The organism is Haloarcula sebkhae (assembly GCF_014647415.1).
Lineage (GTDB): Archaea > Halobacteriota > Halobacteria > Halobacteriales > Haloarculaceae > Haloarcula > Haloarcula sebkhae.
Genome location: NZ_BMPD01000001.1, coordinates 657,320 through 678,242, shown reverse-complemented (window position 1 = coordinate 678,242; position 20,923 = coordinate 657,320). Strand labels below are relative to the sequence as shown.

Below are 20,923 nucleotides of genomic sequence, written 5' to 3'. Positions count from 1 at the left end.
TATCGCTTAAATCCCTTGTTGTCTGTACTTGTTTCAAAAATGATGGCAAAAAGTCAGCGAAGACGGCAAAAACGCATGGCACCGCCGGCTCCCTAATATCCCTAATATTTATTTCACACCCCGTGGTAACGTGTACCGTTATGAGTTTTCCAGAGGGACCGATGGAGTCAGGCGGTCGGTCGAGTTACGATGAAGACGCTGCTGCCGACGCCGGGAACACAGACGGACTTCTGGCACCGCTGCGTCGGTTCTCGAAGCGCTGGTCTCGCCGCTACATCGAGATGCGTGTCGACGCGCTCGATAGCCGCCGGGACTGATCGCTCCGATACGTCCCTGCGTTCCGGAAAAGGACTATACTACCCCCGACGCAGGGACGGGTATGGACATCTCCAGAATCGCTGTCCACGAGTCGGTTGCGAAGGCCTGTCCGCTGGAGTTGATGGTCGCCGCGCTACAGGGGCCTGACATTCCCGTCGAGATTGTCGGCGACGACGCCTCATTCGATGCCGGTGATTGCGTCGTCACCTTCTCGCCGCGGGACGCGTTTCTGAACGCCATCTGGGTCCACGGTATCCGGGCGGGCTACGACGAGTTCGACGTGGCTGCCTACGAGGCCGCCGGGACCGCATTGACGAACAGCACCGGCATCCACGGCGACACCGTCCCGGAGACTGTCGTCGGCTACATGACGGCGTTTGCCCGCCGTCTCCACATCTATCGGGACCACCAGAGCGACAGCGACTGGACGCAGGAACCGTACGACGCGCCGTTCACGCTGACCGGCGAGCAGGTGTGTGTGATCGGCCTGGGCACCATCGGCCAAGGCATCGCCGACCGGGCCGACGCGCTGGGGATGGAGGTCGTCGGCGTTCGCCGCTCCGGTGACCCTGTTGAGAACGTTGAGCGCGTGTACACACCCGACGAACTGGACACTGCCGTCGCCGACGCGCGCTTCGTCGTGCTGTGTTGTCCGCTCACCGAGGAGACTGAAGGCATGGTCGACGCCGCTCGCCTTGCGCAGATGCGAACCGACAGCTACCTCGTCAACGTCGCTCGGGGACCGGTTGTCGTTGAGGACGCGCTGGTGAGGGCCCTTGATGACGAGACGATTGCGGGGGCGGCCCTCGACGCCCACTGGGAGGAACCGCTCCCGGAGGAGCATCCGCTCTGGGACCACGAATCAGCCATCGTGACGCCACACGTCGCCGCGTTCACGAACCGGTACCACGAGGACATCGCCGCCCTCGTTCAGGAAAACGTCGAACGAGCCACACGCGGCGAGTCACTACGGAACCGCGTTGCGTGAGGACGGGCTGTCTGGGGAAAGCCTCTAACCGCGCCGCTCAGGAACCTTCGACCAGCCGTTCGAGCTGCTCGGGCGGCACCGCGCCGCGGGCGGCGTGGCCATCGTAGGCGAACGTCGGGACGCCGGTGATGCCCTGACGCTGTGCCGTAGTGAATTTCTCGCGGACCTCCGACCGGAGAGCGTCGTCTCCGAGTGCCGACCGGATTTCGCCGCCGTCGACGCCCGCGTCCTCGGCCAGATCGACCAGCAGGTCTTCGTCGCCGATGTCCTGTCCGTCCTGCCACAGCGCCTCGAAAACCGCCACGTCGAAGGCCAGCCACGTCTCGTAGTCGTAGTGCTCTTTGACGTAGTACGAGGCGATCTGGGCGGGCAGCGAGTCTATGTCGGTGGCGATGTCCAGATCCATCTCGACGTCGTATTTCGCCTGCAGCCGGCGGACGCTCTCTTTGGCCTGCTCGTAGTAGTCCTCGTCTTTGCCATCGTCGACGGAGTGATCGATGGAGCCGTCCGGATTGCGCTTCCCGCTCCGGAGGTCGAAGGGATGCCAGTCGATCTCCAGTTCGTCCTCGCGCGTCGACTGGTACTGCCTGAGCGATTCGCGTCCGAGATAACAGAACGGGCAGACGTAGTCCGAGAAGACTGTGATCTGCTCGCTCGACTGTGTCTCACTCATACGTCCGGGTCTGCGTTGCTCGCGGTTAAACGCGGCCACCGTCTGTGCTGGACCAACGCACGACCGACTGACCGGCTACACGCTGTCCTCGACGGTCCCGTGGATGGTTTCCACACGCGAGACGAGGTCGTCGGCGCTTTCTGCGAGCAATGTCACGCGCTCGCCGACACCGACGCCTTCGCGGCCGACGACGGCGACCGGTGTTCCCTTGCTGGTCTCGAAGGCCTGACCGACGCCCCACGCCGTAGCGTCGTCGGAAACTGCGTCCGGGCGCTTGTCAGGGTCGTACTCAGTGACGGGCCCGTCCAGCGACGCCAGCGCGTCCTCGATGCTGTCGGTCAGCCGGCAGTCGACTGCGAACCGGACCGCTGGGTCGTGTTCACGGGCGGCAAGCAGGGCGCGAGCCACTGTCGTGGATGCGCCGAAGCGGACGCCGCGGTTCGGCCGGACGCCGTCCATCGTACGGGTGATCCGGCCCTCGACGGCAGCGACTGCGTCCGGCCGCTCGGCGTACGGCGTCGCGCCGGCGACGGTCATCCCTCGCTCAGGGACCAGCGCTGACACGTCCGCATCGACGAGGGCAGATACAGCCCGCTCGACGGCCTCGCTCGTCGGATGGCGCGCGGCATCATTGCGCGTCTGGACGAGGTGGTGGACCGCACCGGGCCCCTCCCCGACGTCGACGTTGTACCGGACCGCGCTCGCAAGCAGGTCGATACTGCTGCCGACCGCCGTCGGCAGGTCGTCACCGTGGGCCAACTGCGTCGCGATGGCCGAGGACAACGTACAGCCGGAGCCGTGGGTGGCCTCGGTTTCGATGCGATCGTGGCGGAACGTCGTCACCCCGTCTTCGGTCACAAGGGTGTCGACGACCGCGTCGCCCGGGACGTGGCCCCCCTTCACGAGCGCGCTGTCGGCCCCCATCTCGACGAGGTCACGGCCCGCCTGTTCCGCGGCCGCAGGGTCGTCGACATCGCGCCCGGTCAGGACGGCGGCTTCATCAGCGTTCGGCGTGACGACCGACGCTTCGGCGATGAGGGTCTCGTAGGCGTCTTCGGCCTCGGCGGCCAGGAGCCGGTCGCCCGAGGCCGCTACCATCACCGGGTCGACGACGAGGTTCGGCAGGTCGGTGGCGTGGTCCACAACCAGATTGATGACCTCGCTCGTTGCGAGCATACCCGTTTTGACTGCGGCCACGTCGAAATCTCCCGTCACCGCCTCGATCTGGGCCTCGATCTGTTCGATCGGGAGCAGATGCTGGCCCTGTACGCCCGTGGTGTTCTGTGCCGTCACGCTCGTGATCGCGCTGGTCCCGAAGCCGCCACAGGCTTCGATGGTCTTGAGGTCGGCCTGGATGCCGGCCCCACCACCGGAGTCGCTGCCAGCGACGGTCAGCACGACTGGCGGCGTTACTGGGGCGTCCGTTCGTGTCATATCTGATGCCTTTGCCGGCGGCCACATATCGGTGCTGGTCTCTCAGTAGGACTCTGTTATGTGGCAAAATCCTAGTATGCTAATAATACTTCATACTACATCTGAGAAACATTTATGTAGCGCTGTGTCGGATGTGCCCTTGTACCACAATGGAACCAGCGTCGCGCGATACTACCGACTCCGACGAGCAGTACGGCAGCTTCACTACTGGCGGCGGCGACGTCGTCGTCTACGACACCGAGAACCCGACCGCGTGGCTTCAATCGAGCTATGCGGTACAGGTTGGCTGCTCGTCGGAACGAAAGTCGGCCTGACTGTTTTACCCGACCGATATCATTGCGATACCGACGATCGCCAGCCCCGCAGCGGCCAGGCGTGCCCGGAACTGCGCTTCATCGAGCACAATCGCACCCAGAATAACGGCGACGATAGCCTGCCCGTTGACGATGGGCGAAACGATACTCGCCGGGAGCAACTGGAAGGACAGTAACACGATGTGGTTCGCGTAGGCGACGAACATCGCCGCGACGACGAACTTCGGGAGGTCCCCTCGCCATCCTGGCGGGACCTGGTATCGGAACGCGAGCGGCGTCATCAAAACAGCGATGCCGACGGCCATTACCGGGATGTAGGTCGTCGGTTCGATAGCCAGTTCCTGCATCAGTACCCGCTTGCTTACATCGACGAGCGCGAACGCCGCTGCGGACAGCAGCGCCAGTTGTGCGGGGCGGGACTGCCGAGCCCGCTTGAGCGGGGCCAATAACGCTGTGCCCTGCCAGTTCGCGACGTAGACGGCGGCGGTCGCGACGACGACACCGCCGACCTGCAGCGGCGAGAGGTGCTGGCCCAGTAGGCCGACTTCCAGCGGCAACACGAACACGGGAACGATTTTGCTGATCGGCGAGACGTAGGAGACTTCGCCGACACGGATCGCTCGAAAGAGGGTGAGCAGTCCCACTGCCGTCACCGCCGTCACAGCGAGTATCGACGAGAGGACATTGACGCGGTTTCCCGCCGGGAGGAAGGGCTCGTTGCTGACGAAGACAATCGGGAGGTAGACGATGGGGACGAGGCTGTAGGTAAGCAACAGGAACACCGGCGACGGATACTCCGTGAACCATCGCTTCATCACGAACAGGTACACCCCGAACACCAGCGCCGACAGGACGGCGTACGCGATTCCGACGTTCACGGTTGACAACGGCTAGCCGACTGCAATAACTGTTCCCTTCGGGCTCGTGTCAAGAACTGTGATGGCGGCCGAGCAGCGCCACAAGCACCACTGCGAGACCGGTCACGAGCGCAGTAAAGCCGTTGCCCTCGCCGGCTGTCGTCTGTGTGTCTGTGAGCATCGCCGTCGGAGTCGACGTTGGTGCCGCCGTTTCCGTCGAAACGACCACGTCGACCATCGTCGTGGTCTGTCCGTCACCTGCCGACAGCGACACCGTTCCGGGCTCGCCGAGGGTGACTGGCCGAGCGACCGTTGTCGTCGTCTGTGGCGGGAGATACAGCCGCTGCTCGGCGAACACGACACCGTTGCGGCGGAACGTGACCGCTGCTGTTCCCGGGATCTCGTTGTCGTTAACGACAGTGGCGGTCACGTCGACCTTGTCACCCTGCCTGACTTCTCTCGGACTCGCGGTGACGTCGGTCACGCTGGCGGCTGCCGGCTCCGTCACCACGACAGTGACGGTGTCGCCGTCGACGCTGAGTACGTATCGGCCGGGGTCGGCAAACGCGTGTGTCAGTTCGACCTCTGTCCGCACCCCCGGTTCGATCTGGCCCTGTTTTGCGGCGACGACGGTCTCGTTGACCCCGAGCGTCACGTTGTACGCCCCCGCCTCGCCGCCGGCGTTCTCGACGACTGTGTCGACCGCGAGCGTCTCGTTGGTCACCAGCCGGATCGGTTCGCTCCCGCCGACTGGTGCATCCGACCGGTAGAGACTGTCTGCGCGGTAGTCGTCCGCGCGGTCGATCGGTGGGAGGCTGTAGCCAATACGGGCGGGAATCGCACCGAACAACCGCTGCTGTGTCGCCTCGTTCCACATCGCCACCGTCGCTGTCGTTTCGGTCTCCGTCGCGGTCGTGTTCCGGACGCTTGCCCCGCCAGCGGCCTCGACCTCGGTGAGGAACTGCGATTGCGTGACCGGGTCACGGTAGCCGTTTAGCGACTGGAACACAGTCTGGAGTGTCTTGTTGCGGTCCGTGGCCGAGCGGATATGGACGTCAGTCCGTCCGGCGACGAGCGCGCCCTTCCGGTAGTTCGCGTCGTTCGTCCAACTCGACCTGTCGGCCAACGCCACGTCGCTGTAGACCGGTTGCTCGCCCGCTGCGAGCTGCGCTTGGAACTCGTCGAACCCGATCCGGTCCTGTTCAAGCGTCAGGATAGCGGCGTAGTACGTCGCCCAGCCCTCGACCGTCCACCGCGTCTCCCGTGTCGTCTCGTAGGCCTGCCGGCTGTGGACGTACTCGTGGATCCAGACGTTGTTGGCGGCATCCAGCGACCGTTGGGACTGGACCCACATATCTGCGTCACCGATCTGATACCCCTCGACACCCCAGTTGACGGCCCCAGATGGTGCAGCGACGACGAACACCTGCTCGTCACGGTCGCCGACTCGGAGGGCGTTCGACGCGTTCGCCATCGAGTCGAGGACCGAAATCGGCGAGGCCGTCATCGTCGCCCGCTCCGGCACAGCCAGCGTGAATGTCTGGTTGTGCGCCGTCTCTTCGAAGGTCGCCACTTCGCCGAGGTACACGATCTCCTCGCCCGCCGCACCCGGGCCCGCCGTCCGGAGCGTGCGGTTGTACCTGACGGGCTCCTGACCAGTGTAGCGCCAGCGCGTCGGCGTCAGTGATCGTGTGAGTAGCGCCCACTCTCCCGTATCGACGCTGAGATACCGTCCCTCGGCACCCTCGGGCCCGCTCTTCTCGATGGTCCGGTTCGGATTGATGCGGTAGCTGATCGTCGCCGTATCCGTCGATTCGTCCCACTCGTACACGGACTCGTTGACGCGCTCGAACCCGTCGGTGTCGGTCATCGTCGCCTCCGCTGGGACGTGTGCTTCGAGGTCGACGACCCGGTCCGGGACCTCGTAGGTCAGGGTTACCGCGACTTCGCCCGGCTCCTCCGGTACGCGCGCGTAGGTCTGTGTCTGCTGAATCACGTCACCGTCGCTGGTCTGTGTTGCACCCGACGTGACTGTCCCCACCTCCATGCTGGCCGCTGCTGTGGCTGTCGTTCCGGCTGTGTCTCCGCCCTGTCCTCGCGGCTGCCGTCGATGCGTGTCGGCGCTTCTCGTTCGGACTCTCGAGCTATTTGACTCGCTAGTGGCTGCCGACGACTGCACCGCCTCAACTGCCTGTCCACGCTGAGCCGACGCAGTCTCGGGCTTGTATGTGCAGTTCTCACCGACGCCAGCCGCCGCTCCGTCGCTAGCCCCGGTCACCGCCCCGTGGTCAGCGGTCGCCGCCACCGGGAGCGACGCGATTCCCCCACCAAGGAGAAGGACCACGAGTCCGACGGCCACCACCCGCCGGGGTACACCGAACATTGCAAACAGTTACCGCCCGGTGGTTGAAATACTTGACCGCCGATTTTGGGTGTCGGTATCATGCACCAATACTTGGGTTGACCGACCGCTTCCGGAAGCTCCCACGACGGCAAAAAACGGCCAGACCTGAACCACTCGTAGCCGACCGCAGCGAACACTCGCGAGCAGACTGAGCTGAAAAGCTGGCGAGCAGGTTATACCAGCAGCTTGCCACGGCGCTTTCACGAGAACCGCTGGCAGTCAGGAGTTCAGGCGACGTTGAAACCTTTGTCGCGGAGGAAATCCTCGACGCGGCCCGTGTGATTGCCCTGGAGCTCTATCTGCCCGTCCTCGACAGTGCCACCGCAGGCGAACTTCGATTTGAGGTCTGAGGACAGCGAGTCCATGTCGACGTCTTTCGGGTCGAATCCCTCGATAATCGTTACCTCCTTCCCGTAACGGCGCTCGTCGATGCGGATGTTAATCTCCTGGGACTCCTTAGCGACGTCTTCACAGACGCAGAGCTCCTCAGGCAGCCCGCACGTCGAGCAGACTTCCGACATTACAATCGCGCCTACGAACACGACCTATTAAACACTGTCGGGGACTAGTGCTCGGAGACGATTTCGTCGGCAATCTCCACGGCTTCGTCGGCCATCGCCTCGCTCACTTCGCCGCCGTACCGGAGTCGCTCCCGTAGCGCCGCCAGTCGACGGACCCGGTTGTCAGCCTCTATCGCGTCGAGATACGCCCGTACCGTCTCACCGCTCTTGCGGCTCCGGTGTTCTATCGCAAGGACGTGCATGGCCCGCTGGAACGCCCGCTCGACGTCGGTCTCGGGGTCCACGCGGCGCTGGTAGCGCAGCCACACCGCCCGGTAGGCTCGCTCGCTGAGGCCGGACCGGCGCGCGCCCGCTGCGATGCCGAGCAACGCGACGACGCCCAGCGTCACCTCCTCGCGCGACGGGAGTTCCGGCAGGCGCAGCCCCCTTCCCTCGTCCGTGTCCGACGCCCCTGCTGTGCCGGTGGACGTGTCGGTTTCCGTGGCCGTTGGTGTCTCCGTCGGCCCGGTCTCGGTTCCGTCGGTCTCGGTCAGCGGGGCGGGTGTCGACGTGTCGGATGGCGTGTACTGCTCTACCGGGTTCCCGTCGCCGACGGTGGGCGACGATTCGTCCGAACTCGCGTCCTCGATACGCTGTTGTCTGATTTCTTCGCGCGGCCCGGACGGCGTCGGGTCGAACTGTACCCAGCCCTGATCGGGGAAGTACACCTCGACCCAGGCGTGGGAGTTGAGCCCGCGCACGACCCACTGGTTCTCGTCGATTCGCTGGCCGGACGTGTACCCGACGGTCATGCGCGCCGGGATGCCTTGGGTTCGGAGCATCGTCACCATCGTTGTCGCGAAGTAGACGCAGTACCCCTCGTCCATCTCGAAGAGGAAGGCGTCCGCGACGTTGAAATCGGGGCGGTCGACATCGAGTGAGTAGCCCTTACTGTCCTGCAGCCACCGCTCGACGACCAGCGCCGTCTCGTAGGGGTTCTCGGCGTTCGCGGTGAGAATCGCCGTCCGTTCCGCGACCCGGTCCGGCGTGCTGTCGGGGAGCTGGGTGTACAGCTCGATAGTCGCGTCGTCGTAGTCAGTGCCGGCCGCACGCAGCCCGTCCGGGGTCGCCACGAGCAGCTCGCTCCTGACCTCGTAGCTGTCGCCCGTCGACAGCGTGCCGTCTGGCTGGAACCCGCCCTCGCTGGAGACCGATACCGACGGCTCCCCCGAGTAGCGGACGGGCTTCCAGGCGGCCGGGACGGTCCCGATAGTCGATTCCGCCCGGAACTCCTGTCGGAGCGTCCGTGTCTCTCCTTCAGGTGAGTCGAGGCGCTGGTCGTCGTACGGGGTGGGGTTCCCTGTCCGCACCCACCCGTTGCCGGTGTAGCGGTCGTAGGAGGTGACCCGCCAGTAGCGCGGTTCCTCGCTTTCGACCGTGTACCGTATCTCCGGCGTCAACGAGATGCTCCCCTGTACTGAGAGAGATTCCCCGGCGTCGAAGAGGCTCCCTTCGACGGTCTGGCCGTCTGATCCGTCATCGTACGACAGCAAACTATCGCGGGTAATCGGGACCTGCGAGAGCGCCGCCGGGACGACGATTATCGCCGCCAGCTGTTCGAGGACGGCACGCCGCCCGGCGTCGATGCCGTCGTTGTCACCGCCCGCGCGCTCCGTACCGTCACTGTCGGTCATCGCGTCCGGTCGCTTCGTCAGGTCTGTCGGCTCATCCGCCGACAGGGTATCGAGCGTCCCGAAGCCGATCGTCGCCGCGATGCCGACCACACCCAGCAGCGTTGTCACTACGCCGGCGTCAGTCGTCAGGGCGAAGAACGCGAGCGCCGTCCCGGCCGCCAGCGTCGCCGTCACGTACCAGCGCCGCAGGGCGAAGTACCACGTCAGAAACACCGGTGCCGGCGCGAACGACAGCACCCACAGCCTGACCTTGGCGATCTGGAGCAGCGACCGCCCAGTCAGCAGGGCGGCGGTGTCGCCCAGCAGCTCCGTTATCGCCGGATTCGTCGAGAGGTTCAGTATGTACGCGCCGAGCCCGCCGGCGAACAGCACTGCGCCGACACCGACCGCGAGGGGCGGTCTGAGCACGCGGGCCAGCAGTGTCGCGCCGACGAGTGAGAGCGCGGTAAGCGCCAGAAACAGAGTCGGGTCGCCGACTACGTCGCTGAGGTAGAACATCGTCCGCAGCGGCGCGCCGATAGCCAATGCCGCCGCAAGCAACGCCAGCATTCTCGACTGGCTCCACGGGACTCGGCGTCGGACTCGTTCCACGACGCTGCTCATCCGTTCACCTCCCCTGCGATAGGGTTGTCCCGGCTGGCGGTCACGTCGGCGAAGGACCGGCGGCGGCCATCGACCGACACCGTGACACCGTCACCGGTGGCCGTGACGACCACGTCAGCGTCGTCCACACGGCCGGTCTGGCCCGCGTCGGCCCGGGCCAGCAGTTCGAGCAGTCGCGTCCGGTGAGTGTCGCCGTATCCCTGCTCGACTGCGCCGTTCGGGACGGCGAGTTCGACCGCGAGACCGCTCTCCAGCGCGGCCATCGTGATCGTTGCCGCGGCGGCGGCCATTTCGTCGGCATGGCCTTCGCGGGCCTCCGCAGCGACGAGCAGGGCCCTGTCGCTCCGGCTGTCGGCGAACTCCTTGACCAGCAGGTCCTCGCGCTTGGCGCTGGATTTCCAGTGCACGTCCCGTAGCGAGTCGCCGCTGACGTACTCCCGCAGTCGGTCGAACGACTGCCGGTCCTCGCTCTCCGGCGTGAACGTTCGCGCGAACGCGTCTGCTCCGCCCAGCCGATAGACGGGTGGATACACCAGCACGTCGGTTTCACTCTCGACAGTGTACCGCTCCGTGACGAGTCCCAGCGCGTCAGTTACCGTCACGTCGACCGGGCCGACCCGTTGCTCGCCCCGGTCCGTGTAGGTGACCCGGTAGGTCACCGTCGCCGGCAGGGACTTCCTGACTGTCGTCTCCCCATCGAGGCCCTCGGACAGCCGGTCGGTGATCGTCACGATGCCGCTGCCGTCGACGTGGAACTCGACGGGCTTCGTCTCGCCGGGAAAGCCACGGCGGAGCCGGCTCCGTTCGACGGTCGGCGCGCCGCCCCAGCGGACCTGGACGGCGGCGGCGAACACGCCGACGAACAGCGGGGCGGCGACGGCCGTAAGCCCAGGCTGGCCGAATCTGGCGCTGAGTAGAAGGGCGGCAACGGCGACGGCGAGGGCGGCGAAACCGCGTCGTGTCGGTCTCATTCGACGTAGACGGTGTCGAGCGCCTCCGCAACGAGTTCCCGGGCGTCCTGCTCGCTGCTCTCGGTGCGGATACGGTGTGGCAGGACGACCGGCGCTTCCGTCTGGATGTCGTCGGGGATGACGTAACTGCGGCCATCGAGGACGGCACGGGCCTGTGCCGCCCGGAGCAGCGAGATGCTCCCCCGTGGGCTGACGCCCAGTTGCGCGTTCTCCCGCGTGTACCGCGCCAGCCGGGTCGCATACGAGCGGATCGGCTCCTCGACGGTCACGTCGGCTACCGTCTCCCGGGCGGCGGTCAGCGCATCGAGGGTGGCGACCGATGTGAGTTCCTCGATGGGGTGTTGCCCCACCACGTCACCCAGCATCTCCGTCTCCGCCGCCTCGTTCGGATAGCCGAGATGCAGCTTCATCATGAACCGGTCGAGTTCGGCCATCGGCAGGTCGTAGGCCCGGTTCTGTTCGACCGTGTTCTGCGTGGCGATAACGGTGAACGGCTGTGGCACTGGGTGTGTGGTTCCGTCGACCGAGACCTGCTGTTCCTCCATGGCTTCCAGCAGCGCTGACTGCGTTTTCGGCGGGGCACGGTTGATTTCGTCGCCGAGGACGACGTTGGCGAAGATCGGACCCGGCCGAAATTCGAACTCCTGGGTCTTCTGGTTGTAGATGTTGACGCCGGTCACGTCGGTCGGGAGGAGGTCCGGCGTGAACTGGACGCGTTTGAATTCGCCGTCGAAAGACGCCGCGACCGAACGGGCCAGCATCGTCTTGCCGACACCGGGGACGTCTTCAAGTAGGACGTGGCCGCGGCCTAGGAGTGCGATGACGATGTGTTCGATGGCGTCGTGTTGCCCGACAATGACCTGTTCGACGTTTTCGATCACCTGATTGGCGACGCGTGTGGCGTCGCGGAGGGGGCTGTCCGACTGTTGACTGCGTGAGGTGTCAGTGTCTGTCATAGTCGCGATCTCGTGGGACGACGCCTCGGCACGGGGACTGGTAGGATAGTCTGCCCTGTCGACCAGTAAGTGTCTTGTGTGGGGTACCACGTCCTCCGGGCCGTTCAGTTGTAGCCGCGTCTATGGTGTGCGCGCATGTAACTCTGTGGATGGGTGAGAACAACACACATTCGGTTTACGGCCGGTAGCGCCGTTCACCAGGACTTACACGCCCCACAGACGAGGTGCCCGTCCTGTGTCCACCGCCGCTCGACGACCTCACCACACTCGGCACAGGCCGCACCGTCGGGCGACCAGGCGTACGTCGTCACGGCCGGGTCGACCGCGTCGGTCGAAGCTTCGGTGTCGGGGGCGTCGCTTTCGGTCTCTGTCGTATTGTCTTCCGCAGACGTACCGCTCTCTCCCTCGTCCTCGCTCTCGTCGCCAGCGTCGAGAAAGTCCTCCAGCGAGGTGTCTTCGGCCATACACGTTGGTTTTGCCCGCCACCACAAAATACCCTGTCGGTCGTTCCGCCTTCGATCTGCGTCTCGACTGGCTATCGGTCGTTATTCGGTAGCGAGGCCGACGGTCAGCAACGTTCCCAGTTCGCGGTAGCGTTCGACCATCGCCTCGCGCGTCTCGAACTCGTCCGTGGGGAACGCGTCCGCCGGCGGGATCTCTACCTCGCGGTCGGGAATAGTGTCCTGCGACGCCACGGCCAGGCCCGCTTCCCGGAAGGCCGCGTGGTACTCGTCGGCGCTCCAGCGTGTCATCTCGATGTCGATGAACTCCTGCCACTCGTGGGAGTGGACGTTCTCCTCGTAGTAGTTCACCGCGATGTGGGCGGTCCCGCCCGGTCGTAGCACCCGCGCGATTTCTTCGAGCGTGTGCGGGGGGTCGCTGGCGTAGTAGAACGCCTCCATCGAGAACACGTGGTCGATGCTGTCGGTCGCAAACGGCAGGGCGTCGAAGTCACCACGCAGGAACCCGATGCCGTCGTCGTCCGTGTACTCCCGGGCGTTCCGGAGCATCTCCGGTGACCCGTCGAGGCCATAGCAGGGACCGGCGTCGTTGGTGTCCCGGAGCGCACGGAGCGCATAGCCTGACCCCGTCCCGAGATCGAGCACCGTGTCACCCGGTTCGACCGGCATCCGGGCGAGAACGTGCTTGGCGGTGTGCCAGTGCCGGTCCTCCATCCCTCTGTCTTTGCCTTCGGCCGCCCACGCGTCGAATTCCTCGCGAACACTCATACGTCCCTCCAGCAGTTGCGGCCTCAAAATGCCCGCTATTTCGGCCTGTCAGAAACACGTGTCCACCGATAGCCGTACCCGTCTGGCGATGGACATCTCAGCCCACTTCTGTACACAAAATATCAGATGGGGAATAAGACGGTCGGCGTACTGCGACACAGTATGCGCTCGTACAAGGCCAAATCGGTAACCTCGATACAGCTTCCGCCCCGTGACCGACGTGAGACTGCGCTCACCGAGGCCGGACACAACGTCTTCAACCTCGCCGCGGATGATGTCTTTATCGACTTGTTGACTGATTCTGGGACTGGGGCGATGAGTGACGACCAGTGGGCGGACGTGGTTCGAGGGGACGAGGCGTACGCCGGATCGCGCTCGTTCAAACGCTTCAGTGAGGCGGTCGCCGACGTGATGGGATTCGACCGCGTGGTCCCGACACATCAGGGCCGCGGCGCGGAGAACGTCCTGTTCGGGGCGCTACTGGACGACGGTGACGTCGTTCTCAACAACACGCACTTCGACACTACCCGCGCACATGTGACGAATCAGGGCGCGACCGCGGTCGACTGTCCGGCGGAAACTGACCTGACCACTGATAGCGTCGGGACGTTTGCCGGAAACTTCTCCACAGAGAGGGGGTGGGATGCCGTCGAGGAGCACGGACAGGACGCTGTTTCGGCCGTCGTCCTGACGATCACGAACAACTCCGCTGCCGGCCAGCCGGTGTCGATGGCGAACATCCGCGAGACAGCCGCCTTCGCCACAGAAATCGACGCAACGTTCGTCATCGACGCTTGTCGGTTCGCCGAAAACGCACAGTTCATCAAACAGCGGGACCCCGAATACGCCGACACGCCCCTCAGTGAGATCGCCCGCGAGCAGTTACGTCCTGCCGACGCAATCACGATGAGTGGCAAAAAGGACGCACTCGCAAACATCGGCGGGTTCACAGCCGTTCGCGACGCTGCCCTGTTCGAACAGTGCAAACAGCGCGCAATCCTGTACGAAGGGTTCCCAACCTACGGTGGCCTCGCGGGTCGTGACCTTGAAGCGATGGCCACCGGTCTGCGGGAGGCGGTCCAGCCGCCCTACGTCGCCGAGCGGATCGAACAGGTCGCGACCCTCGGCGACCTTCTGCGTGAGCGCGATATCCCGATCGTCACGCCGACCGGCGGTCACGCCGTCTACATCGATGCGGCCACCCTGCTCCCGGATATTCCTGTCGACCAGTTCCCCGGACAGCGGCTCGTCTGCGAACTCTACCGCGAAGGCGGCGTCCGGACAGTCGAACTCGGCTCCTTTGCCTTCCCCGAGACCGATCGTCCGGAACTCGTCCGTCTCGCCCTCCCTCGCCGAACGTACTGGCGCGAACACCTCGAACACATCGCGGAAACCGCTGCACGTGTTCGTGACCATCGCGAGGAGTACTCCGGTCTGGAAATCGTCTGGGAGCCTCCGATGGAAGAACTCAGGCACTTCTCAGCCGAACTCGAACCCGTTGCGTAGGGTCGTTCGCCTGTGATGCTGTGCGATAGCGACTCCCGGGCGTCCACGAGGTGACCGGGAACGCAAACGCAAAGTAGGGCCACACGAACGTTCAAGTAATGCAAGGACTGCTGTCGGAACTGCTCCAGAGCATCATCGACATGCCCGGCTGGTTCCTCGACGTGGCACTGAACGACCCGCTGGCGGCACTCATGCTCGCCGTCGGTGCCGTCATCACGACCGTCTCGGTCGTCTTCTTCGGGTACCTGTCGCTGGGGGCCGTCCTTTCGCTGTTCAGCGGCTCCGGCGGTCGAGGACCGCCCCAAGCAAATCGATAGCCGTCTCGACGTCCGGCCCGAGCGGCGACGCGAACACCACGCTATCAGCGTGTTCTTCTAACGCCGCCGTGCGCTCGGCCACCGTCTCCGGCGTCCCGGCGATACAGAACGCGTCCAGCATCGCCTCTGTCACGCCCTCGAACGCGGCCGAGAACTCCCCGGCCGAAATTGCCTGTCCGATGTCGTCGGCGGCCTCGTGGTCGATGCCGTGGCGGTCGAGCACCGGTGGCGGCGACCCCGCGGCGACGAACGCGACCGGTGGCCGGGCGGCCTCCCGTGCCTCGGCCTCGTCTTCGGCGATCGAGACGCTGGCGTAGGCTGCGAGGTCGAACTCGCCATACTCCTTGGGCCGCTCGTCGGCCATCTCTTCTACCTGCTCGCGTGCCCACGCGAGGTCTTTCGGGTGTGCCCCGTTGTACAGCGCACCGTCGGCGTGTTTCGCCGCCATCCGGGTCATATGCGGCCCCTGTGCGCCGACGTACACCGGAATATCGCCGACCTCGTAGTTCAGCCCGGCGTCGACCGCTTCGAACGTCCCGTCGTGGTCGACTCGCTCGCCGTTCCAGAGCTTCCGCGCGGTCGTGAACGTATCGAGTACGCGCCGTAGCGCGTCGTCGTGGCCGAAGCCGAGGTTGCTGAGCGTCGACTTATCGCCCGGCCCGATACCGAAGACGGCCCGGCCGTCGCTCAGTTCCTCAAGCGTCGCCACCCGCGAGGCCAGCGTCACTGGGTGCGTCTCGTAGGGGTTGGCGATACCGGGACCGAGCAGCACCTCATCGGTCCGCTCGGCCATCGCAGTCAGCGCCATGAACTGATCGCGGTTGTTGTAGTGATGGCTGACGTAGACGGCGTCGAGCGCGTTCGATTCGGCCTGTTCGGCAAACGAGGCGAGCTGTGCGACCGGGTGTTCCGGGGTAATTTCAATCGCGTACATGGGACCACTCTCTGAGTGCTTGTCTGACTACGTCTTTCTCCGGGTCGCGGAACAGTTGCTCGCTGCCCGCGTGGTCGCCGAAGTCGAAATCGCGGACGACTGCGGCGGGTGTTCCGCCGTCGCCTTCGCCGGTGACGAGGTTGGCCGCGGCGGCGAGTTCGTCGACGACGGCCTGAACGGTGGCTTCGAGTTCGCGGCCGTCGCGGTCGTGCTCGCCCCGCCAGTCTCGCGAGGCAGAGAGCCCGGCCCAACCCAGTGCGACGCCGCGCTGGCCGAGGCGGAACGGTCGCCCCGACGTGTCGGTAACGATGACGCTGGGTTCGACGCCCGTCCGCTCGCGGATGCCATCGCGGATCGCTTCGGCCTCTGCTGTTGGGTCTTCGGGGAGCAAGAGGAGGTCCGCGCCGGGCACGTTCGAGCGATCGATGCCCGCGTTGACGGTGATGTGCCCGAACTCCGTCACGCCGAGGATGAAGGGGGCTTCGACCAGCACCTCCTCACACTCGTCGAGAATCGCCTGGGCCATCCGCGGATCCTTCTCCTCGTTGGCGATGTCCTCGATGGTCGCTGCGATGCGCTCGGCACGCTCGCTTGGCTCGTACGATGACAGCGACCGCCCGCGTCCGTTGGCCTTGGAAACGATAGTGCTGGCGACACAGACCACGTCGTCGTCCCGCAGGTCGGCCTGTCTGACGAGTAGCTTGGCCACGTCGTCGCCAGGGCGGACCTCGGGCAGCCCCTCGACCGCGAAGACTTCCATACCACTTGTGCGGTCTCTGCCCGAAAAAGACCCGCGTTCGCTGCAAAGCCGGACAACAGTGGCAACAGCTGCCGGTACATCGCGGTCGCGACGGCGCTCACTAACCGTGCTACAGTTCGTACTGGGCCACGTCAATCGAGCCGTCCTCGACTGTCGCGGTCAGCATCGTCGGACGGTCTGCCGGCGATGCGCCCGTGACGCTGCCGGGGTTCAGGAGTCGCACACCCTCGTAGACGGTGTCCACACGTTCGTGGGTGTGGCCGGCGACGCCGACGGCGCTGCTGTCGGCTTCCTCGCGGACCGCAGCGGCGACACGGTCCGCCCAGCCCTGCGGCGATCCGGTGCCGTGTGTCACGACGAACGTGACGCCGCCGAGTTCGACTGTCGCCCGCTCCGGCAACCCTATCTGTGGGTCGATGTTGCCCGAGACGGCGGTCAGTGCCGTCGCCATGTGGCGGATATCAGCAAGCGCCCCTTTGCTGTCGAAGTCACCGGCGTGGATGACGTGGTCGGCGACCTCGATGCGTTCCCGGAACGACGGCGGAATCTCGTGTTCCCGGGAGGGGATGTGCGAATCGCTGATGAGAGCGACATCCATACCGACCCATCACGTCGGCGTTCGAAAAGGGTTACTGCCACGGAAACGGGTCCCGACTGCTCGTCCCGGCGGCGCTACTCTGTGGACGAAAACACGTCTCGCAGCCCGTCCAGCTGTTCGACCAGCCGGTCGATGCCGCCGTTGATGGTTGCGACCCGCTCGTCGATGTTGTCGACCGGGATCGCGCCCTGTGGCGTCGGCTCGATGAGTTCGTCGTCTTCCAGCATCCGTAGCGAGTACCGTACCTTGTGTTTCGGGACCCCTGTCTCCTCGGCGAGCCGAACGATACCGATCGGCCCGTTTTCGATGACGGCTTCGAGGATCGACAGGTCCCGCCCCTCCTTTTCGACTTGGTCTTCTAGTCGGTCCATTCCCATAGCAAATCGTATCTGTGCATTTAGGGTCGTGACACATAAACGCCTCAGTTGCGGCACTGCGACGCGGGTTGTCCTTCTGTACCGTTCTACGAATCCGTCTCTGAACTGTCAGTCGCTACTCGTCCGAAACTGGCGTGCGACGAAGTTCGTCGAGCTGGTCCCGGAGCTTACTCAGCTCGGTTTCCAGTTCCTCGCGGCGGTCGATGAGCGCACTCAACTCCTCCGTGTTGACCGAGTAGTCGTTGTCCATCGCCACGTCCAGCGCGTCGGTCGTTGCGCTCGTGAGGTCGGACGCCACCCGCAACACCTCGCTTGGTGTCCCGCGAGATTCGTACAGCTCCTGTTCGCCCGACAGCGGGCTGTAGGTCACCATTGGTGACTCGACGCCGCGGTGGTAGCTCACGGCGTAGCTCGTGTCTGTCACCGGATTGAGGCGGTCGTCCGCCCGCTCCGTCCGGACGATATTGAACGGCTCGGCCAGCGCGGGAAACGTGTCGGCGAGGTCCCGAAGCCGGTCCGCGGCGGTCACGTCCAGTTGTGCCTCTACGTCCCCGAAGAACTGCCGCGAGTTGGTGAGGCTGAACGCCACGGTGTAAAACACTGACTCGTCGCTGTCCGCCAGATTGCGAACCCGGTCGCGCACCTCCTCGTGGCGGCCCTCGATAGTGAGCTTCTCCAGTTCCTCAAGCAGCGCCCGGACGCCCTCCTCGCGTTCGAGGAACGCCTCGACGATCGCGCCGGGCATCTCCTCGCCATCCACGTCCTCCATGGCCCCTCTTTTGCGGGGCCTCGTAAACAGTTTGTCGCTGGCAGCCGCTAATCGGCACGCCTTACAACCAACACAAAACATATGCCGCCCCGCGTGAAGTGATAGCACGTCCGACCCCGGTGGACGGACACTATGACAGGCCAAGGGGAACATTTCCCCGGACGTCTGCTATTGTGCCGGGTGTGTGATATCAGTATATGCCGTCTTATCGACCAGTAGGCGGTGTTTACTGCCTACTGTATAGTTACTAAAGTGTGTACTGGGGTGAGATGTAGAGCGATCGCGATGAAACGCGTCGCTTGTCGAGTTGATTTCAGAGGAACGCCCGGAGCGGGATTTGAACCCGGGCAAACGCTCGCTGCGCTCGCGTTTGCGTGATGCAAATCCCTTTCTCCTCGAACTCGCCGTCGCTCGGCGACGAAACGCCTCGCTGGGGAGTTGGGTTAGAGAGAAACGCCCGGAGCGGGATTTGAACCCGCGTCACGACCGTGACAGGGTCGTATGATGGGCCACTACACCATCCGGGCAGCCTACGAGCACACACTGCACGGTGCTCGTCAGTTGGGTTGCAATAGGAACGCCCGGAGCGGGATTTGAACCCGCGTCACGACCGTGACAGGGTCGTATGATGGGCCACTACACCATCCGGGCCTTCGTTGCATTTCTTCGTACCTTGGTGTCGGTATTAAGACTTTCCAAAGCGACCCGCCTCGGGATGAATGCACATGACGGGACCCAAAGTTCTATGTCCGGTCTGCTTCATGTGGTTGGTAGGAGCAACCACGCCCGCAGGCCGTGAGGGTGGGCGGGTCCGATAGCCACGGCAGAGCGACTTGGCAAGTGTTATATGAACCCCGACAGTATGACCCTGTAGTATCTCGTGACAGCCACCTTCTCCAGCAGCAGGCCAAACGCACACGCACACACATGGTAGATGTAAGTCAACACGACCTCGTCCCAGACCACAGTGTCGTCGACGAGGACGACCTCGAAGCAGTACTCACCGAGTATGAAATCAAGAAGACGGACCTTCCGAAGATCAAGCGTACCGACAAGGCGCTGCCCGATGATGCCGAAGTCGGTGACGTGGTTCGGATCGTCCGCGACTCCAGAACGACGGATGAAGCCGTCGTGTACCGACTGGTGGTAGAATAATGGACACACAAGATCGCCGCGCTATATCGCGTGAATATTTTGCCAAGGAACGACTCGCCGAACACCACTTCCGCTCGTTTAACGCATTCCTCGACCGAGGGATGCAGCAGGTCGTCGACGAGAAAGAAACCATCGAGACTGACATCGGTGACAAGGAAGGGCAGGAACCGGTGTGGGTCGAACTGGGCGATGTCCGCGTCGTCACCCCACGGGTTCGCGAAGCTGACGGTAGCGAGGAACTGCTGTACCCGCAGGAAGCCCGTCTCCGCAACATCACCTACTCCGCGCCGGTGTTCATGGAGATGGCCATCGTCCGCGGTGGCGAGGAAGAACCGGAGGAAGTCGTCGACCGGACCGAGACCAAGATCGGGCGAATGCCCATCATGGTCGGGTCGAACAAGTGTAACATCGCGGGCTTCACCGACGAGGAGCTTATCGATATCGGCGAGGACCCCGCAGACCCCGGTGGCTACTTCTGTGTCAACGGCTCTGAGCGGGTGCTGATGACCAGCGAGGACCTCGCCCCGAACAAGATTCTGGCCGAATACGACACCAAGTACGGCGACGAGGTGCAGGTCGCCAAGACGTTCTCCCAGCGCCGTGGCTACCGCGCGCTGGTGCTGTGTGAACGAACGCGGGACGGACTGCTGGAAGTCTCGTTCCCGTCCGTCTCGGGCAGTATCGACTTCGTCACGCTGGTCCGCGCGCTGGGGCTGGAATCGGACGAGGAGATCGTCCACCGCGTCAGCGAGGACCCGGAGATCGTGAAGTTCATGCTGGAGAACCTGGAGGAGGCCGAGGTCCAGACGACCGAGGAAGCCATCGAGACGCTGGGCAAGCGTGTCGCTTCCGGGCAGGGCAAGAACTACCAACTCAAGCGGGCGAACTACGTCATCGATCGCTATCTCCTCCCGCATCTGCACGAGGAAGGCGTCGAAGAAGAAGAGGTCCGCATCAACAAGGCGTTCTACCTCTGCCGGATGGCCGAGGCGTGTTTCGAACTGGCACTGGGCCGCCGTGAATCCGACGACAAGGACCACTACGCCAACAAGCGCCTGAAGGTCAGTGGCGACCTGATGACCGACCTGTTCCGGACGGCGCTGAACAAGCTTGCCCGGGACGTGAAATACCAGCTGGAACGGGCCAACATGCGGAACCGCCAGCTGTCCGTCTCGACGGTCGTTCGCTCGGACGTGCTGACCGAGCGGCTCGAACACCCGATCGCGACGGGGAACTGGGTTGGCGGCCGCTCCGGCGTGAGCCAGCTGGTCGACCGGACCGACTTCATGGGGGTGCTGTCGCACCTCCGCCGACTGCGCTCGCCGCTCAGTCGCTCCCAGCCACACTTCGAGGCACGGGACCTGCACGCGACCCAGTGGGGTCGCATCTGTCCCTCCGAGACGCCGGAGGGCCCCAACTGTGGGCTGGTGAAGAACTTCGCCCAGGCGATGGAGCTGTCACAGGACGTATCGGACCCACAGGGTCTCAAACAGGAACTCGCAGAGATGGGGGTCCAGGGCATCCCCGGTATCGAGTCGATCGAACAGCAGCCCGCGGACGATTAAC

At 64.4% G+C, this 20,923-nt stretch carries 23 protein-coding genes and 2 tRNA genes; 7 read left to right on the top strand and 18 right to left on the bottom strand.

The annotated features are described in order from the left end of the window. The first annotated feature begins 140 nt into the window (after positions 1-140). Together IEY38_RS03555 and ddh are read left to right on the top strand one after the other, a co-directional pair. Positions 141-317 carry a hypothetical protein gene (locus tag IEY38_RS03555; protein ID WP_170096397.1) on the top strand — a complete coding sequence of 59 codons (177 nt, stop codon included), beginning with the start codon at positions 141-143 and terminating at the stop codon, positions 315-317. Positions 318-379: 62 nt separating this feature from the next. Beyond that, positions 380-1,306 carry a D-2-hydroxyacid dehydrogenase gene (gene ddh / locus IEY38_RS03550; protein WP_188975385.1) on the top strand — a complete coding sequence of 309 codons (927 nt, stop codon included), beginning with the start codon at positions 380-382 and terminating at the stop codon, positions 1,304-1,306. A 37-nt stretch (positions 1,307-1,343) separates the two neighbouring features. Here the strand turns inward: ddh and IEY38_RS03545 are convergent, their stop codons facing one another. After that, positions 1,344-1,979, bottom strand: coding sequence for a DsbA family oxidoreductase (locus IEY38_RS03545; protein ID WP_188975383.1), 636 nt, complete (start codon positions 1,977-1,979; stop codon positions 1,344-1,346). 75 nt (positions 1,980-2,054) lie between these two features. Further along, positions 2,055-3,440, bottom strand: a complete 1,386-nt coding sequence (gene thiD, locus IEY38_RS03540; RefSeq protein ID WP_188975381.1) for a bifunctional hydroxymethylpyrimidine kinase/phosphomethylpyrimidine kinase — start codon at positions 3,438-3,440, stop codon at positions 2,055-2,057. A gap of 122 nt (positions 3,441-3,562) precedes the next feature. On the opposite strand from thiD, the gene IEY38_RS03535 reads away from it, so the two are divergent. Then, entirely contained in the window at positions 3,563-3,727 is a 165-nt protein-coding gene (locus tag IEY38_RS03535) for a DUF7331 family protein (protein WP_004590650.1), read from the top strand. A 5-nt stretch (positions 3,728-3,732) separates the two neighbouring features. On the opposite strand, the gene IEY38_RS03530 is transcribed toward IEY38_RS03535, so the two are convergent. The 8 genes from IEY38_RS03530 to IEY38_RS03495 all read right to left on the bottom strand — a co-directional run bounded on the left by IEY38_RS03530 (position 3,733) and on the right by IEY38_RS03495 (position 12,941). Next, complete coding sequence (locus tag IEY38_RS03530; protein WP_188975378.1) at positions 3,733-4,614, bottom strand: EamA family transporter; 882 nt, start codon at positions 4,612-4,614, stop codon at positions 3,733-3,735. Between the two features lie 40 nt (positions 4,615-4,654). Continuing rightward, positions 4,655-6,967, bottom strand: coding sequence for a peptidase (locus tag IEY38_RS03525; protein WP_188975376.1), 2,313 nt, complete (start codon positions 6,965-6,967; stop codon positions 4,655-4,657). Positions 6,968-7,215: 248 nt separating this feature from the next. Beyond that, positions 7,216-7,509, bottom strand: a complete 294-nt coding sequence (gene yciH, locus IEY38_RS03520) for a stress response translation initiation inhibitor YciH (protein WP_004516073.1) — start codon at positions 7,507-7,509, stop codon at positions 7,216-7,218. A 44-nt stretch (positions 7,510-7,553) separates the two neighbouring features. After that, complete coding sequence (locus tag IEY38_RS03515) at positions 7,554-9,785, bottom strand: transglutaminase TgpA family protein (protein ID WP_188975374.1); 2,232 nt, start codon at positions 9,783-9,785, stop codon at positions 7,554-7,556. Next, entirely contained in the window at positions 9,782-10,756 is a 975-nt protein-coding gene (locus tag IEY38_RS03510; protein ID WP_188975372.1) for a DUF58 domain-containing protein, read from the bottom strand. The genes IEY38_RS03515 and IEY38_RS03510 overlap by 4 nt, the downstream gene beginning before the upstream one ends. Beyond that, complete coding sequence (locus IEY38_RS03505) at positions 10,753-11,712, bottom strand: AAA family ATPase (RefSeq protein ID WP_005537115.1); 960 nt, start codon at positions 11,710-11,712, stop codon at positions 10,753-10,755. The genes IEY38_RS03510 and IEY38_RS03505 overlap by 4 nt, the downstream gene beginning before the upstream one ends. Positions 11,713-11,906: 194 nt before the next feature. Then, positions 11,907-12,176: a DUF7573 domain-containing protein gene (locus tag IEY38_RS03500; protein WP_188975370.1), complete on the bottom strand. Its 270-nt coding sequence runs from the start codon at positions 12,174-12,176 to the stop codon at positions 11,907-11,909. An 81-nt stretch (positions 12,177-12,257) separates the two neighbouring features. Next, positions 12,258-12,941: a class I SAM-dependent methyltransferase gene (locus tag IEY38_RS03495; protein WP_188975368.1), complete on the bottom strand. Its 684-nt coding sequence runs from the start codon at positions 12,939-12,941 to the stop codon at positions 12,258-12,260. Between the two features lie 162 nt (positions 12,942-13,103). Here IEY38_RS03495 and IEY38_RS03490 point away from each other — a divergent pair, with 162 nt between their 5' ends. Beyond that, positions 13,104-14,447 (top strand): tryptophanase, encoded by a 1,344-nt coding sequence (locus IEY38_RS03490; protein WP_188975366.1) that lies wholly within the window; start codon positions 13,104-13,106, stop codon positions 14,445-14,447. Positions 14,448-14,545: 98 nt separating this feature from the next. Next, positions 14,546-14,764 carry a hypothetical protein gene (locus IEY38_RS03485; protein ID WP_004590669.1) on the top strand — a complete coding sequence of 73 codons (219 nt, stop codon included), beginning with the start codon at positions 14,546-14,548 and terminating at the stop codon, positions 14,762-14,764. Here the strand turns inward: IEY38_RS03485 and IEY38_RS03480 are convergent. The 8 genes from IEY38_RS03480 to IEY38_RS03445 form a co-directional block, all read right to left on the bottom strand. Then, a complete protein-coding gene (locus IEY38_RS03480; RefSeq protein WP_188975365.1) occupies positions 14,721-15,698 on the bottom strand; it encodes a 5,10-methylenetetrahydromethanopterin reductase in 978 nt (325 codons plus the stop codon). The genes IEY38_RS03485 and IEY38_RS03480 overlap by 44 nt on opposite strands. After that, the gene (locus IEY38_RS03475) at positions 15,685-16,458 is read right to left on the bottom strand and encodes a coenzyme F420-0:L-glutamate ligase (RefSeq protein WP_188975363.1); all 774 of its coding nucleotides are present in this window, start codon (positions 16,456-16,458) and stop codon (positions 15,685-15,687) included. Before IEY38_RS03475 ends, IEY38_RS03480 begins: the two co-directional genes overlap by 14 nt. A 109-nt stretch (positions 16,459-16,567) precedes the next feature. Then, positions 16,568-17,056, bottom strand: coding sequence for a metallophosphoesterase family protein (locus IEY38_RS03470; RefSeq protein ID WP_188975361.1), 489 nt, complete (start codon positions 17,054-17,056; stop codon positions 16,568-16,570). 74 nt (positions 17,057-17,130) lie between these two features. Beyond that, positions 17,131-17,427, bottom strand: a complete 297-nt coding sequence (locus IEY38_RS03465; protein WP_170832126.1) for a winged helix-turn-helix transcriptional regulator — start codon at positions 17,425-17,427, stop codon at positions 17,131-17,133. 121 nt (positions 17,428-17,548) lie between these two features. Then, a complete protein-coding gene (locus IEY38_RS03460; RefSeq protein WP_005537126.1) occupies positions 17,549-18,202 on the bottom strand; it encodes a hypothetical protein in 654 nt (217 codons plus the stop codon). 313 nt (positions 18,203-18,515) lie between these two features. Next, positions 18,516-18,686: a hypothetical protein gene (locus IEY38_RS03455; RefSeq protein ID WP_188975359.1), complete on the bottom strand. Its 171-nt coding sequence runs from the start codon at positions 18,684-18,686 to the stop codon at positions 18,516-18,518. Then, positions 18,657-18,729, bottom strand: a tRNA-Asp gene (locus IEY38_RS03450). The genes IEY38_RS03455 and IEY38_RS03450 overlap by 30 nt, the downstream gene beginning before the upstream one ends. 51 nt (positions 18,730-18,780) lie before the next feature. Further along, positions 18,781-18,853, bottom strand: a tRNA-Asp gene (locus tag IEY38_RS03445). A 276-nt stretch (positions 18,854-19,129) separates the two neighbouring features. Between IEY38_RS03445 and IEY38_RS03440 the strand changes: the two genes are divergently transcribed. After that, positions 19,130-19,357, top strand: coding sequence for a DNA-directed RNA polymerase subunit H (locus tag IEY38_RS03440; RefSeq protein WP_004959115.1), 228 nt, complete (start codon positions 19,130-19,132; stop codon positions 19,355-19,357). Further along, positions 19,357-20,922 carry a DNA-directed RNA polymerase subunit B'' gene (locus tag IEY38_RS03435; RefSeq protein ID WP_004959113.1) on the top strand — a complete coding sequence of 522 codons (1,566 nt, stop codon included), beginning with the start codon at positions 19,357-19,359 and terminating at the stop codon, positions 20,920-20,922. The genes IEY38_RS03440 and IEY38_RS03435 overlap by 1 nt, the downstream gene beginning before the upstream one ends. The last annotated feature ends 1 nt before the right edge of the window (position 20,923 follow it).

What these genes read in the sequence shown, in the direction of transcription:
- IEY38_RS03555 (WP_170096397.1), top strand. Translation starts at nt 141, where the DNA reads ATGAGTTTTCCAGAGGGACCGATGGAGTCAGGCGGTCGGTCGAGTTAC.
- ddh (WP_188975385.1), top strand. Translation starts at nt 380, where the DNA reads ATGGACATCTCCAGAATCGCTGTCCACGAGTCGGTTGCGAAGGCCTGT.
- IEY38_RS03545 (WP_188975383.1), bottom strand. Translation starts at nt 1,979, where the DNA reads ATGAGTGAGACACAGTCGAGCGAGCAGATCACAGTCTTCTCGGACTAC.
- thiD (WP_188975381.1), bottom strand. Translation starts at nt 3,440, where the DNA reads ATGTGGCCGCCGGCAAAGGCATCAGATATGACACGAACGGACGCCCCA.
- IEY38_RS03535 (WP_004590650.1), top strand. Translation starts at nt 3,563, where the DNA reads ATGGAACCAGCGTCGCGCGATACTACCGACTCCGACGAGCAGTACGGC.
- IEY38_RS03525 (WP_188975376.1), bottom strand. Translation starts at nt 6,967, where the DNA reads ATGTTCGGTGTACCCCGGCGGGTGGTGGCCGTCGGACTCGTGGTCCTT.
- yciH (WP_004516073.1), bottom strand. Translation starts at nt 7,509, where the DNA reads ATGTCGGAAGTCTGCTCGACGTGCGGGCTGCCTGAGGAGCTCTGCGTC.
- IEY38_RS03515 (WP_188975374.1), bottom strand. Translation starts at nt 9,785, where the DNA reads ATGAGCAGCGTCGTGGAACGAGTCCGACGCCGAGTCCCGTGGAGCCAG.
- IEY38_RS03510 (WP_188975372.1), bottom strand. Translation starts at nt 10,756, where the DNA reads ATGAGACCGACACGACGCGGTTTCGCCGCCCTCGCCGTCGCCGTTGCC.
- IEY38_RS03505 (WP_005537115.1), bottom strand. Translation starts at nt 11,712, where the DNA reads ATGACAGACACTGACACCTCACGCAGTCAACAGTCGGACAGCCCCCTC.
- IEY38_RS03500 (WP_188975370.1), bottom strand. Translation starts at nt 12,176, where the DNA reads ATGGCCGAAGACACCTCGCTGGAGGACTTTCTCGACGCTGGCGACGAG.
- IEY38_RS03495 (WP_188975368.1), bottom strand. Translation starts at nt 12,941, where the DNA reads ATGAGTGTTCGCGAGGAATTCGACGCGTGGGCGGCCGAAGGCAAAGAC.
- IEY38_RS03490 (WP_188975366.1), top strand. Translation starts at nt 13,104, where the DNA reads ATGCGCTCGTACAAGGCCAAATCGGTAACCTCGATACAGCTTCCGCCC.
- IEY38_RS03485 (WP_004590669.1), top strand. Translation starts at nt 14,546, where the DNA reads ATGCAAGGACTGCTGTCGGAACTGCTCCAGAGCATCATCGACATGCCC.
- IEY38_RS03480 (WP_188975365.1), bottom strand. Translation starts at nt 15,698, where the DNA reads ATGTACGCGATTGAAATTACCCCGGAACACCCGGTCGCACAGCTCGCC.
- IEY38_RS03475 (WP_188975363.1), bottom strand. Translation starts at nt 16,458, where the DNA reads ATGGAAGTCTTCGCGGTCGAGGGGCTGCCCGAGGTCCGCCCTGGCGAC.
- IEY38_RS03470 (WP_188975361.1), bottom strand. Translation starts at nt 17,056, where the DNA reads ATGGATGTCGCTCTCATCAGCGATTCGCACATCCCCTCCCGGGAACAC.
- IEY38_RS03465 (WP_170832126.1), bottom strand. Translation starts at nt 17,427, where the DNA reads ATGGACCGACTAGAAGACCAAGTCGAAAAGGAGGGGCGGGACCTGTCG.
- IEY38_RS03460 (WP_005537126.1), bottom strand. Translation starts at nt 18,202, where the DNA reads ATGGAGGACGTGGATGGCGAGGAGATGCCCGGCGCGATCGTCGAGGCG.
- IEY38_RS03440 (WP_004959115.1), top strand. Translation starts at nt 19,130, where the DNA reads ATGGTAGATGTAAGTCAACACGACCTCGTCCCAGACCACAGTGTCGTC.
- IEY38_RS03435 (WP_004959113.1), top strand. Translation starts at nt 19,357, where the DNA reads ATGGACACACAAGATCGCCGCGCTATATCGCGTGAATATTTTGCCAAG.